The sequence below is a fragment of the Carnobacterium gallinarum DSM 4847 genome (assembly GCF_000744375.1).
GTDB lineage: Bacteria > Bacillota > Bacilli > Lactobacillales > Carnobacteriaceae > Carnobacterium > Carnobacterium gallinarum.
This window is the reverse complement of record NZ_JQLU01000005.1, coordinates 2,932,107-2,945,505: the sequence shown is the minus strand read 5'-3', so window position 1 is coordinate 2,945,505 and position 13,399 is coordinate 2,932,107. Positions and strand designations below refer to the sequence as shown.

At 33.7% G+C, this 13,399-nt stretch carries 14 protein-coding genes and 1 other annotated feature; of the genes, 4 read left to right on the top strand and 10 right to left on the bottom strand.

The window, feature by feature from the left end:
• Position 1 precedes the first annotated feature (1 nt).
• Positions 2–787: a phosphatidate cytidylyltransferase gene (locus BR43_RS18355; RefSeq protein ID WP_034564657.1), complete on the bottom strand. Its 786-nt coding sequence runs from the start codon at positions 785–787 to the stop codon at positions 2–4.
• An 18-nt stretch (positions 788–805) separates the two neighbouring features.
• A complete protein-coding gene (locus BR43_RS18350) occupies positions 806–1,552 on the bottom strand; it encodes an undecaprenyl pyrophosphate synthase (protein WP_245617915.1) in 747 nt (248 codons plus the stop codon).
• Between the two features lie 329 nt (positions 1,553–1,881).
• On the opposite strand from BR43_RS18350, the gene BR43_RS18345 reads away from it, so the two are divergent.
• The gene (locus BR43_RS18345; RefSeq protein ID WP_034564651.1) at positions 1,882–2,151 is read left to right on the top strand and encodes a hypothetical protein; all 270 of its coding nucleotides are present in this window, start codon (positions 1,882–1,884) and stop codon (positions 2,149–2,151) included.
• Positions 2,152–2,426: 275 nt separating this feature from the next.
• Complete coding sequence (locus BR43_RS18340; RefSeq protein WP_034564649.1) at positions 2,427–2,933, top strand: LURP-one-related/scramblase family protein; 507 nt, start codon at positions 2,427–2,429, stop codon at positions 2,931–2,933.
• A gap of 85 nt (positions 2,934–3,018) precedes the next feature.
• On the opposite strand, the gene BR43_RS18335 is transcribed toward BR43_RS18340, so the two are convergent.
• The 7 genes from BR43_RS18335 to pepT form a co-directional block, all read right to left on the bottom strand.
• Positions 3,019–4,029, bottom strand: coding sequence for a M56 family metallopeptidase (locus BR43_RS18335; RefSeq protein ID WP_034564648.1), 1,011 nt, complete (start codon positions 4,027–4,029; stop codon positions 3,019–3,021).
• Positions 4,022–4,402, bottom strand: coding sequence for a BlaI/MecI/CopY family transcriptional regulator (locus BR43_RS18330; RefSeq protein WP_051934074.1), 381 nt, complete (start codon positions 4,400–4,402; stop codon positions 4,022–4,024). Before BR43_RS18330 ends, BR43_RS18335 begins: the two co-directional genes overlap by 8 nt.
• Before the next feature lie 750 nt (positions 4,403–5,152).
• Positions 5,153–5,710: a ribosome recycling factor gene (gene frr / locus BR43_RS18325; RefSeq protein ID WP_034564644.1), complete on the bottom strand. Its 558-nt coding sequence runs from the start codon at positions 5,708–5,710 to the stop codon at positions 5,153–5,155.
• Positions 5,711–5,712: 2 nt separating this feature from the next.
• The gene (gene pyrH / locus BR43_RS18320; protein WP_034564641.1) at positions 5,713–6,435 is read right to left on the bottom strand and encodes a UMP kinase; all 723 of its coding nucleotides are present in this window, start codon (positions 6,433–6,435) and stop codon (positions 5,713–5,715) included.
• A 108-nt stretch (positions 6,436–6,543) separates the two neighbouring features.
• Complete coding sequence (gene tsf / locus BR43_RS18315) at positions 6,544–7,425, bottom strand: translation elongation factor Ts (protein WP_034564639.1); 882 nt, start codon at positions 7,423–7,425, stop codon at positions 6,544–6,546.
• A 164-nt stretch (positions 7,426–7,589) separates the two neighbouring features.
• A complete protein-coding gene (gene rpsB / locus BR43_RS18310) occupies positions 7,590–8,381 on the bottom strand; it encodes a 30S ribosomal protein S2 (protein WP_034564637.1) in 792 nt (263 codons plus the stop codon).
• A gap of 184 nt (positions 8,382–8,565) precedes the next feature.
• Complete coding sequence (pepT, locus tag BR43_RS18305; protein WP_034564635.1) at positions 8,566–9,801, bottom strand: peptidase T; 1,236 nt, start codon at positions 9,799–9,801, stop codon at positions 8,566–8,568.
• Positions 9,802–9,979: 178 nt separating this feature from the next.
• Positions 9,980–10,234: a binding site (T-box leader), on the top strand.
• A 74-nt stretch (positions 10,235–10,308) separates the two neighbouring features.
• Here pepT and BR43_RS18300 point away from each other — a divergent pair.
• Positions 10,309–11,973, top strand: coding sequence for a peptide ABC transporter substrate-binding protein (locus tag BR43_RS18300; protein ID WP_034564633.1), 1,665 nt, complete (start codon positions 10,309–10,311; stop codon positions 11,971–11,973).
• 48 nt (positions 11,974–12,021) lie between these two features.
• Here the strand turns inward: BR43_RS18300 and BR43_RS18295 are convergent, their stop codons facing one another.
• Positions 12,022–12,732: an HAD family hydrolase gene (locus tag BR43_RS18295; RefSeq protein ID WP_211252976.1), complete on the bottom strand. Its 711-nt coding sequence runs from the start codon at positions 12,730–12,732 to the stop codon at positions 12,022–12,024.
• Between the two features lie 210 nt (positions 12,733–12,942).
• Between BR43_RS18295 and BR43_RS18290 the strand changes: the two genes are divergently transcribed.
• Complete coding sequence (locus BR43_RS18290; protein ID WP_034564628.1) at positions 12,943–13,398, top strand: 2-thiouracil desulfurase family protein; 456 nt, start codon at positions 12,943–12,945, stop codon at positions 13,396–13,398.
• Position 13,399: the final 1 nt, after the last annotated feature.

The window sequence follows — 13,399 nt, the reverse complement described above, 5'->3', positions numbered from 1 at the left end:
ATTAAATAAGTGCTGCTAAATGTAAAATAGGTAAAACAAATAATAAACTATCAAAACGATCTAAAATGCCACCATGCCCTGGCAAAATAGTTCCTGAGTCTTTAACGTCATAATGACGTTTGAAGGCAGATTCAACTAAATCTCCTAATTGACCAGAAATCGAGAATAATACAGTTAAAGCTAGCATTGTTCCCATTGAATAGCCTTGAGGATAAAAGTATAAGTAAACTGCTGCAACTACTAAAGCTGAGGCAATTCCACCCAATGAACCTTCTATTGTTTTATTTGGACTAATGGCTGGTGCTAGTTTATTTTTCCCAATCTTGCGACCAAACATGTACGCTCCAATATCTGTTGCCCAAACGACAAATAAAATATACATTAATAAACTAAATCCGGCTGCGCGAGTTTCAATAAAATAATGGAAACCATAACCTATATATAAAGAACCTAAAATCGCTACTCCTGCATCATCAAAAGTAAAAGAATTTTTTGAAAAAACAGTACAAATCAATAGTAGGATTCCACATACATAAAATAAGTACAGCTGTGAATAATTTTCTGGTAAAAAGGCTAACCACTTTGTAGGAGCAATCAATAGTAACGTTCCAATACTAGCAATCAAACCTTCTATGGAAAAAATAGAATTGCCTTTCATCTTAAATAGTTCAAATAATCCAATCAATCCCATTGCAGCTACAACAATTTCCAATACCCACGATCCATAATAAACCACTGGGATAAAGAAAATCAAGGCAATAACTGCCGTAATCACTCTTTGTTTCACACGTATATCCTCCTTAAATTATAAACCGCCAAATCTTCTATGGCGACTTTGATAGACTCCGATTGCCATTTCAAGAACACTCTCATCAAAATCAGGCCAAAGAATCTGAGTAAAATAAAATTCACTATATGCAATCTGCCATAGCAAAAAATTACTAATGCGTTCTTCACCACTTGTACGAATCAGTAAGTCCGGATCTTGATACTTTCCTAAAGTATGAGTCATTAACGCTTCTGAATAGGTTTCCTCAGTTATTTCATCAACCGTTAATTGATTTTCTTGAACCTTTTTGGCAATCAATTTCGTAGCTTCCAACATTTCACTACGACTACCATAGTTTAAAGCAAAATTCAAAATCATACCAGTGTTATTTTTTGTATCCTCTATTGCTTTTTCAACTGCTTTTTTTGTGTGTACTGGCAATTGATCCACAAATCCCATCACATTCACTTTTACATTCTCTTTAATTAAATCTGGTACAAAAGTATCAAAGAAGTCTACTGGCAATTGCATTAAAAAACTAACTTCATCTGTTGGTCGCTTCCAATTCTCAGTTGAAAACGCATATAACGTCAAAACTTTAACGCCCAATCTACTGGCATGCTTCGTGATTTTTTTTACCGTATTCATCCCCTCTTTGTGCCCAGCAACTCGAGGTAGAAATTTTCTTTGTGCCCAGCGTCCATTCCCATCCATAATGATGGCAATATGATTGGGGATTACTTCATTTGCTTGAAAAGGAAACTCATTTGCTTGTTCAACCAATGTTCCTTTTCGTCTAAATAAATGTTTCAAGTAGTTCCCTCCAATTTCTGTACTCAACTTAATCTATTGTAGCAAAAAGTGATACACATTCCTATTTATTTTGTAAAAAATTCTACTTTTTTCCGTTTTATTTTTATTTAGAATAATCTTACGCGTCATTTATTAAGGATTTATGTATAAAACCCGAATAGATGATTAAGTTTCTCTTTAGTTTTTAGAAAAAATAAAAAGTGGTTCATTTCAAAGCCTGAAATGTAAGGGGTATCATTTGAAATCCTATTTATTATTTAGTACACTTCAATTAAATAACAAAGAAAGAAGGGATTATGATGGATGATTTTCCAGAAATTCAAGATGAGGAAACAAAGAAGGTTGCAGCACTTCAAGAAATTGCACATATTGTCACAGAACTTGATTCAACTTTAGAGGAATTGAAAGGTAGCGAAAACAAACTTAAATCTTGGTATGAACAGAAAAAAGCCGTTTATGAGATTAAAAAAATTCTTCATACAGCTACTCATTATGAACATTTTAATCAAGAAGAATACACAACTTTTTTAGCTGAATACAAATCCTTTATTGCACCAACAGGAAAATAAACATAAAAAAACTTATAAATAAGCCGAATTGATGAAAATATACATCAATTCGACTTATTTTTTTGTGATTAAAATAAAAAGGAATCCCACTAATTTAAAGCCCTACCGGTGTATTTTTGATAAAAAAACTCAATCCTATCTATTATTTTTTATTCGCATTTGACACACATCGTGTAGGCGTGGTAGAATAACGAATGTGTTTGAACATAAAAAAATAAAGGAGAAAATCGAACAAATTTTACTTATAAACAATTTGATTAAAAAGGAGTATGGATATGAAATATATTATTAAACAAAAACTTATTGCTTTAAAACCAGTCTATGACATTTTTACAGGTGATGGTGAACCACTTTATAAAGTGAAAGGTAGTTTCTTCGGACGTGAAAACTTTGAAATTACTGATTTAAATGGTGTCAGCTTAGCAAAATGCTCGACTGATGTGAACCTTATGAGTATACTAACTCAATTTTTAGCGTATAATTATAAAAAATATCATATTAAAGTGGGAGATCAAAAAATTATTTCTATGGCTCGTTCTTTAAATTTTTTCACCTATAACTTTAAAATTGATTCTCCAATTGGTGATGTTCATTTTGGTTACGGCATATCTGGAAGTCACCAATTTACTTTAAATGGAGAAGTTCTGTGTGATATTGATAAACGCAAATTAACAATTGGTGGCGATGAATATCATATTGAAATCGATAACAAACAAAATCAACTTGGTTTCTTATTAACTGCGATTGCCTTAGATCGAATTTATTATACACAACGTTCGTAAATTCCACTAATCCATTCGGATACATTATGTATAGACTCCCAAAATTTATTTTTCACTTTGGGAGTCCATCTACTTAGCTAAATTTCTATAGATTAAAACCCGGAAATGGTTCCTGTCTATAAACGCCTAAAATGACTACTAAACTAATTAAAAGCAAACTTAAAATAATTTCCAAAGCTCTTAATCCTCTAGATGGTTGACATGGAGTTAAAATTGCTACTAAACGTTGTTTAATTTCAGTTAAATCTTCATAGAATGGAACTATTATGGATGTTTCTTTATATTTTCCAGCAGAAGTGAACGTAGTTAGCAATGTTTCGCCATAATCCATACGCTCTGATGTTGTTCGTCGTATAATAATCGCTTCATCACAAGAAAATTCACAATCTTTATTCATTTCTCTTCCAAATAAATAAAGAATGGGATTAAACCAATGAAGACAAATAACTAGTTGAATAAACCACTTATAAAGTAGATCTTTACGTTTATAATGGGTCATTTCATGTAACAGAATATAATAAAGTGCTTCATCATTCATTTGTACATGTGGCAAAACAATAGTCGGTTTTAGAATCCCCATCAAAACAGGTGAACTAATTAAGGGATTCGTATGTAGTTCTACTAATCTGTTCACATTCAAATCTTCACAAACTTGTCCTAGGATATCTAATTTCTCAGGTTCATCAACTAATTTCCACCCTGCACTTATATATTTTGAAAAGCTTTGGTATTTAGTTATTTTACGAATAATAAGAGTTCCTGAAACGACTACCCACACGACAAAAATGACATATTCAACTAAATTGTTAGAATTTCCCACGATCACATTATTTCCAATAATCACATTATCTCCAATAATAACTGGTCCATTTGGCCTTACGTGTCTTCCACCAATTATATAACGAAATACTTGATTCATTATATTATAGCCAAAAGAAACTGGTAAAATTAATCGAAAAGCAACTAATAACCAACTATAATAAACCCATTTTTTACTGAAATATTTCTTAGTAAATCTTCTAAGTATCCATACTATTAAAAATATAGCTGTTCCTGATAAAGAAAGAGATAAAAATTGTTTAATAGGCTCAATCATTTTTATCTTTCTCCATTTTCCAAAATGTTTTTAATTGATTAATTTCTGATTCAGAAATCATTTCATTTTGAAAAAGAGTAGAAATTAAACCAGATACATCTCCCTCATAAACTTTCCCCAAAAAATCTTCTGTTTGCTGTGTCAAATATGATTCTTCCGATATCGATGTGATGTATTTATTTAGTCGTCCCACTTTTTGAACATGTAACATCTTTTTTTCAGCTAGGCGTGATAAAAATGTTAAAATCGTATTTTTTTTCCACTGATATCCATTGTCTTCTAATTTAGCGGTCAGCTCTGAAAACATCATCTCTCCTTGATTCTCCCAAATAAGCTTCATAATTATAAGCTCGGAATCTGATACTTGTTGCATCATAATCCTTCATGTCCCCTTTCTATTCTCATTATTTTAGAATAACAGTGTCTAATTTTTTTGTCAAATATTCTCTTAAATGATTAGTGACATACTTTTTTATAATCTACTAAAAAGAAACGCTGCTAAGCTCCTTTTTAAGTTCCTTATTTCTTTTTTGTTGCAATTTAGCATCTAGATAAGCAATTTCATGTTGTAATTTCAAATAGTCCTCCTATCGATTACTCGCCAATGATCCAATCTGACTAGCACATCCTGGTTCCTTACGATGTCGACAATTTGTAAAACGACACTCTTCGTTGAATCAATTAATGAGTAGCCTCTAACTCATCCCCATCACCTACTACTGGCAAATCAGTTTTTTTAATTTATCTAGAAAATTTTAAATTATTAAATCCTCCTGAGGTAATTCCTTGATACTTATTCTGTCCAGCTATTGTAATTCTAGTTATATGTTTTACAATTCATTTTGTCATTGATTGAATCTGTGACAAAATGATCCTAGACTAACTCTACTAATTCTTTCCATTAATCTCTCTTTTTCACGGGAGAAGGTGCTTTAACTAAACTTTCCCCAACTCATTAAGTGACGGACAACCTAATTCTTCGATTGGTTTGTTTATTTTCTATATAAAACATCCTTTCTTGACTGAATCAAGTTAGTAGGCTTATTATGCTACAAATAAGAAACGCTTTCAACAGAATGAAAAAACAAAACAGCTCATTATTTTATAATGAGCTGTTTCAATATTATACGTCTAACAATTCTTTTTCTTTTTCAGCAACAATTCCATCAAGGTTTTTGATACTTGCATCTGTTAATTTTTGTGCTTCAGTTTCATAATTTCGTAAATCATCTTCAGTCATTTCTTTGCTCTTTTCAGCTTTCTTTAAAACGTCAATTAAATCACGACGAATATTACGAACAACAACTTTAGAATTTTCGCCTTCTTTTTTCACTTGCTTCGCTAATTCTTTACGGCGTTCTTCAGTTAGCATTGGAATCACTAAACGAATCACATTTCCATCATTTGTTGGGCTAATTCCAATATCACTTTGCATTAATGCGCGTTCGATATCTTGTAAAGCTGTTTTATCGAATGGAGATACCATTAATACACGAGCTTCTGGAATTGTAATTGATGCGATTTGGTTTAGTGGCGTTGCAGCACCATAATAGTCAACTTGAATGCGATCTAAAATAGATGCATTTGCACGACCCGCACGGATTGCACCTAACTCACGTTGTAGTGCTTCTTCTGTTTTTTTCATTTTGTCTTTTGCAGCATTTAATAATTCTTGACTCATTCTTATTTCCCCCTAACTGTTGTTCCGATTGTTTCACCAAGCGCAACACGTTTGATATTGCCTGTTTCATTTAAGTTAAAGACTACCAATGGAATATCATTGTCCATACTTAATGAGCTTGCTGTTGTATCCATTACTTGCAACCCTTTGTTAATAATCTCTAAGTGAGTTAATTCATCAAATTTAATTGCGGTTGTATCTAATTTTGGATCTGCAGAATAAACACCATCTACATTGTTTTTAGCCATTAAAATAACATCTGCATCAATTTCAGCAGCACGTAATGCAGCTGTTGTATCTGTTGAAAAGTAAGGATTCCCTGTACCACCAGCAAAAATAACAACACGACCTTTTTCTAAATGGCGAACCGCTTTACGACGAATATATGGTTCAGCAATTTGACGCATTTCAATTGAACTTTGGACACGAGTTGGAACACCAATTGTTTCAAGATTATCTTGTAGTGCTAACGCGTTCATTACAGTTGCTAACATTCCCATATAATCAGCTTGTGCTCGTTCCATTCCCATTTGAGAACCAACTTGCCCACGCCAAATATTTCCACCACCAACAACGATGGCAATTTCTACGCCAAGATCGTGGACCTCTTTAATTTCTTTGGCAATTTCTCTAATTGTGGGTGGTTTTATCCCAAAACCGTCTGCTCCTGCTAAAGCTTCTCCACTAATTTTTAAGACTACACGTTTATACTTAGGTTTGTTCATGTTAGCTTCCCTCCATTGGCTTATCTACTTCTATTTTATCATAATTGCAAGAAAAAAGGGAGCGCTCAATTTAGATGCGTTCCCTTTCTCACTAAAGACTAAGGTTGATTATTTATTTACTTGGCTCATAACTTCTTCAACAAAGTTATCTTCACGTTTTTCAATTCCTTCGCCAACTTCAAAGCGGACGAATGATTTGATTGTAGCGCCTTTAGAAGCCACAAATTTACCAACAGTTTGATCTGGATCTTTAACAAATGATTGGTCAACTAAGCTAATTTCAGCTAAATATTTGTTTAAACGACCTTGAATCATTTTTTCAACGATGTTAGCTGGTTTGCCTTCATTAAGTGCTTGTTCAGTTAAAACTTTAGTTTCGTGATCGATTTCTTCTTTAGAAACTTGATCGCGAGAAACATATTTAGGATTAATTGCAGCAATGTGCATAGCAACATCTTTTGCGATTTCTTCGTCAGTAGTTCCTTCAAGAAGAACTAGCACAGCAATACGTCCGCCCATGTGTAAATAAGCACCAAATGCAGCATTGTCATCTTTGGTTACACGTTCAAAACGACGGAAGCTGATTTTTTCACCAATTACAGTAGTTGCTTCTAAAATTTCAGTACTAATTGTTCCACTAGCAGTTTTAATTTCAAGAGCTTCTTCAAGAGTAGCTGGGTTTGCTTCAGCAACTTGACGAGTTACTTCTGCTACTAATGTTTGGAATTGTTCATTTTTAGAAACGAAATCTGTTTCTGAGTTGATTTCAACGATTGCAGCAGTATTTCCTTCAACAAAAACACTTGCTAAACCTTCAGCAGCAACACGATCTGCTTTTTTAGCAGCCTTTGCCATTCCGTGTTCTCTTAAGTGATCGACAGCTTTATCGATGTCTCCTTCTACGGCTACTAAAGCTTTTTTAGCATCCATCATTCCAACACCAGTCATATCACGTAATTTTTTAACTAAAGTTGCTGTTACTTGTGTCATTTTATAATTCCTCCTAATAGATAGTTCGTTCATTTTTAAATTAATTATTTATACAATTATAAATAAAAAATAGGCTATCTCTAAAAGAGAAATGACGCCGCTTCGTAAAAAGTCGCTCTCACTTCTCTCTTTACTCGAGACAGCCTAAAAGTTATATTGGTTGATTATTCAGCGTTGTCGCCTTCAACTACTTCAACGATTTCTTCGATTGAAACAGTTTCTGCGCCTTCAGTTACTGTTTCAGCAACGAAAGTTTCTTCAACAACTTCATCTTCACCTTGACGTCCTTCGATCATTGCATCAGCCATTTTAGCTGTCAATAATTTAACGGCACGAATTGCATCATCATTCGCTGGAATAACAACATCAATTTCGTCTGGATCACAGTTTGTATCAACAATCCCAACGATAGGAATGTTTAATTTGTGAGCTTCTTGAACAGCAATGCGTTCTTTACGAGGATCAACAATAAACATTACGTCTGGAATTCTTGGCATATCTTGGATTCCGCCTAAGAATTTTTCTAAACGTTCACGTTGTTTCATTAAGATACCAACTTCTTTTTTAGGTAAAAGGTCAAAAGTTCCGTCCTCTTCCATTTTGTTGATTTCTTTCAAACGTTTGATACGTTTTTGAATTGTATCCCAGTTTGTTAATGTTCCACCTAACCAACGGTGGTTAACAAAGTATTGACCTGAACGGATAGCTTCGTCTTTAACAGCTTCTTGAGCTTGTTTTTTAGTTCCTACGAATAGCGCGATTCCGCCATTTTCAGCAACATCTTTCATGTAGTTGTAAGCTTCGTCTACTAATTTAACTGTTTTTTGTAAGTCAATAATGTAGATTCCGTTTCTTTCTGTAAAGATGTAACGTTTCATTTTTGGGTTCCAACGACGTGTTTGGTGACCGAAGTGAACACCTGCTTCTAGCAATTGTTTCATTGAGATTACTGCCATGATGATTTTCCTCCAATATGGTTTTTTATTTTCCTCCCTCAGATTCAACTGTCAGGAAACTTGAACAAGTCAAGCACCAATCCATAACATCCTCTAAGGTGTGAAATTAGTTGGTGTTTTACACCGTTTATTATTGTACTATGAATTCTTTAAAGTTGCAAGTGGTTTCTTTACTTCCCAAAAATTAACGCTGTTTTTCTGCATTTAATTGACAAATTTCGATAATAGTTGCAGTGGCTTTCTCCATGCTTGTTGTACTGATAAATTCATAACGTCCATGAAAATTTTCCCCGCCTGTAAATAAATTAGGACAGGGTAAACCCAAATAGGAAATTTTAGACCCATCTGTCCCTCCTCTAAAGGGTTCAATGATAGGTTGAATGCCAATTCGCTCCATGGCTTCCACAGCTAATGCAACGATTGATGGATCACGCTGAATAATCTCACCCATGTTATAATATTGGTCCTTAAGAGTCAGAAAAATTCTTTCCTCTCCTAATTCTTGATTCATTTTTACGACCATTTCTTGAAAGAAGTTTTTGCGCGCTAAAAAGGTAGCTTGATCATGATCCCGAATAATATAATTTAGTCTAGCTGATTCAACTGTTCCCTCCAATGAATTTAACAAATAAAAACCTTCATAACCAGCCGTTTTTTCTGGCACTTCTCCTTGTGGCAAAGTCGCATCAAACTGATAAGCTAATTTTAATGCATGAATAAGATGATTTTTTGCAGTTCCCGGATGAACGCTTTTCCCTTTGATTTCAATCTTTGCTTCTGCAGCGTTAAAAGTTTCAAATTCTAGTCGTCCAACTGTTCCACTATCAATTGTATACGCAAAATCAGCAGAAAATTTAAGAACATCAAATAAATCTGCTCCCCGACCAATTTCTTCATCAGGTCCAAAAGCAACTTTAACTGTCCCATGTTTTATTTCGGGATGGGTAAGTAAATAGTCCATTGCAGTAATAATCTCGGCAATACCCGCTTTATCATCTGCACCTAATAACGTTGTTCCGTCAGTCGTAATCAATGTCTCACCAAGATAATTATGCAAATTAGGAAATTCTTTAGGATTCAAATAAATTCCTAACTCTTCATTCAAAGTTAAAATACTCCCATCATAATTTGGATGGATTTGCGGCTGAATCTGAACTGCGTTAAAATCAGCAGTATCTAAATGTGCGATAAATCCAATGGTTGGAACTTTTTCTGATATATTACTTGGAAGTATCGCTGTAACAAAGCCGTTTTCAGTATTTAAGGATACTTCTACTAATCCTAGTTGGATGAGCTCCATAACTAATATTTCGGCAAACTTTATTTGTGAAATCGTTGTTGGAATTGTTAAGCTTGTTGGATCCGAACGTGTTTCAATTTTAGCGTAGTGAATAAAACGACGAACTAAATTAGGATACATACACAAAGCCTCTCTCTCTCATTTTATTCTAATTTATATTCATTTAGTGTAACTGATTATGTAACGAGATACTATATTTTTTTTATAAAAAAAGACAGTTGACAAGCGTTGTAGGGATTTGTTATGATATTCCTAAGATTAAAAAATAGTGTTTTTTTAATGGCAATTAAATGAATATCAGATGACTTTGAGAAGGAAAGTAAGACTAATGACATTTTTAGAGAGCCTTTGTTTGCTGAAAAAAGGTAATGAATTTAGTTCTGAAAATGGCCTTTGAGTTTAACAATTGAGTAGCTTAGCTTTTAAATTGTTACGGAGATGCAACCGTTACCTTGCGACAGTTTGACGAATATTTTTCAAGAACTGGCTGAGGTAAGAATTCTATTCTTATAAATCAAGGTGGTAACACGACGTTTATGCGCTCGTCCTTTCTAGTAATAACTAGATTTGACAGGCGTTTTTTTTGTCTTAGAAAAGCACAAATATATGTATGGAGGAGTTTGGAAAATGAGAAAATGGAAATTAAGTTTAAGCCTAGTTGCAATTATTGGTATTTTAGCAGCATGTGGGAATAATTCAACTGATTCTACAACAAAAGGGACTGATGGAAAAAGTGGTACAACGACAACCAAAAATATTCCACAAGAAATCAGCGTGAGTGTACCTGCTGAAATCACAACGTTAGATACAACAAAAGCAACTGATCGCAATACATTTACTGTTATTGAACAAATTTTTGAAGGTTTGTATCGTTTTAATGGGAAGAATGAGTTAGAGCTAGCTTTAGCTAAAGAGGATGCTCTAATCAGCCCTGACGGCTTAACCTATACATTCAAATTAAAAGAAGATGCTAAATGGTCTAATGGCGATTCCGTCACTGCAAATGATTTTGTCTATGCTTGGAGTAAAATTGTTGATCCAGCTAGCGCAGCACCTAATGCTTATTTATTTGCTAATATAAAAAATGCTAAAGCTATTACCGCCGGTGAAAAAAAATTGGATGAACTAGGTGTTAAAGCTATTTCTGATTATGAATTACAAGTCAATCTAGAACTTCCTCAACCTTCTTTCCTCAGTTTAGTTGCCATTGGTTGGTTCTATCCACAAAATCAAAAATTTGTTGAAGCTCAGGGTGATAACTACGCTCTTGATACGGATAAAATCCTTTATAATGGTCCCTTTACTTTAACTAACTGGAAAGATGGTGCTACAGATTGGAATTATGAAAAAAATCAACTATATCATGATAAGAAAAATGTCTCTTTAGATAAAGTCAATATCTCTGTTATTAAAGAAACATCAACTGGAGTTCAATTATATGAAGCCGGTGATTTGGATGTCACTACTTTAGTTGGAGATTATGCCAAAGAAAATGAAGGCAATCCAGATTTAGTTAGAAAACAAGAATTGGCTTTACAATATTTGAGTTATAATGCTGCTGGAGATCGACCATTAAAAAACAGTAATTTGCGTAAGGCTATTTCTTTAGCTATTGATCGTTCAGCTATTACAGAAAATATTGTTGCTAATGGATCAAAACCATTAGGTGGTTTAATCCCAACAAACTTAGCGAAAAATCCTAGTTCTGGTGAGGACTTCCGTAAAGAAAATGGCTCATTCCTTGATTATAATTTAACTGAAGCGAAAAAAGAATGGGAGTTGGCAAAAAAAGAACTAGGGGATACTGTCGCATTAGAGCTCGTAACTTCTGATGATGCAATGGAGAAAAAACTAGGAGAATATATCCAAAGTAGTCTTAGTGAGAACTTAAAAGGTTTAACTATTTCTATTCGTAGTGTGCCTAAAAATGTAGCCCTAGAACAACGCCGCACAGGGAAATTTGATTTAGCAACTGCTGGTTGGATTGCTGGAGATATCGATCCAACAGGATTCTTTATTTTATTTGAAACAGGTGCCGCTTATAATTACGGTAAGTATCAAAATGAACAATTCCAAAACCTCATTACAGACACTAAAACAGTAAATGCCAATAACCCTGAAAAACGTTATGCGGCTTTCTTAAAAGCTGAAAAGATTTTATTTGAAGATGCTGCTTTCCAGCCTTTGTATCAAAGAACGACAAATTATCTGCAACGTCCAACTGTTAAAGGTTTAGAAAGTCATTTATTAGGTTCTGATTTTACTTTTAGAAACGTTACTGTTACTGAATAACCGTCTAGAAACCAAAAAGTGAATGTGCATAATGCACATTCACTTTTTCTATTTAATCCAATTTATAATTTCTTTTGGCAATTCATCAAAGCAGCTAACTTCAGCATCACAATGCCAATCACTAACTGGCTGTTGACGCTCACGGTGATTAAACCATAAAGCTTGCCACCCTGCTTCTTTCGCACCATTCACATCATTGTCATAATTGTCCCCAACATACAGTGTTTTTTTTGCTTCCAAATTAAAAACATCTGCTGCTAAATCAAAAATACGAGGATCAGGTTTGGCAAACCCTGAACTTTCAGAAATAATCATATTTTCTGGTTTGATCCATTTTTCTAAATTTAATTGTTTAATTTTTTTCATTTGATGGTCTGTTGGTCCATTTGTAATAATACCTAACTGGATCTCATCATTTTTCGCTAGATGGTCTAAGACTTGTTCTGCTTCCGGTAAAAGTTGAATTTGATCCAACTCCATTTCATAAACTTCTTGAAATGTTAAGCCTTGTTCTTTAGTGATTGCTCGTCCATTTTCACGTAAAACTTCAGCAATTCGATTAAAACGCATCTCATCTAATGTCCATTCCCCAGAGATATAGCGACAAAATGTTTCATCACTATAAAAACGAAAACGGATATAGGCTTTAGTTACATCTAAAGTTGGAATATAATCTGGAAAACAACGGGTTAAAGCATTTTTAAATGGAGCTTGTTGGTCATAAAGTGTATCATCAACATCAAAAACAATTGCATTAATCAAAATTTGACAAATCCTTCCATCAAGTTACTTTTTTCACACAAGCATTAGTATAACAAAACTTATTTTGTAAAAAAAGGCTTTCTTAATGGCTCTCCTTATATTTTCATGAAATTTTCCGCAAATTAAAATAAGTCTTTTTCACTTAAAAACTCACTTTAATTTAATCATAAATGTTATACTGATAAAAAACGAAACGAGGAAATAAAAATGATTGGAATCAGTAGTTGTCTGACTGGAATTTGCTGTCGATATGATGGAGATTCCACTTTAGTTCCATCATTAAAGAAATTAGTTAATGATGGTAAAGCAATTCATTTTTGCCCAGAAGTGTTAGGTGGATTGGGTACGCCTCGAGAACCTGCTGAGATTAGTGGAGGCACCGCGAAGGATGTTTGGCTGGGAAAAGCAAGAATTGTGACCCTTTCTGGAATTGATGTTACAGAAGCTTTTAAAAATGGTGCATTGCTTGCATTAAAACAAGCTCAACAACACAATATTCAATTAGTTATCTTAAAAGCCAACAGTCCTTCTTGTGGATCAACACTCGTTTATGATGGAAGTTTTTCTGGCAAAAAAATCGATGGTGCGGGATTGACTACAGCTTTATTTAGACAAGCTGGAATTCAAGTAACAGATGAACTAAACTTTATGAATTTCATTTAAA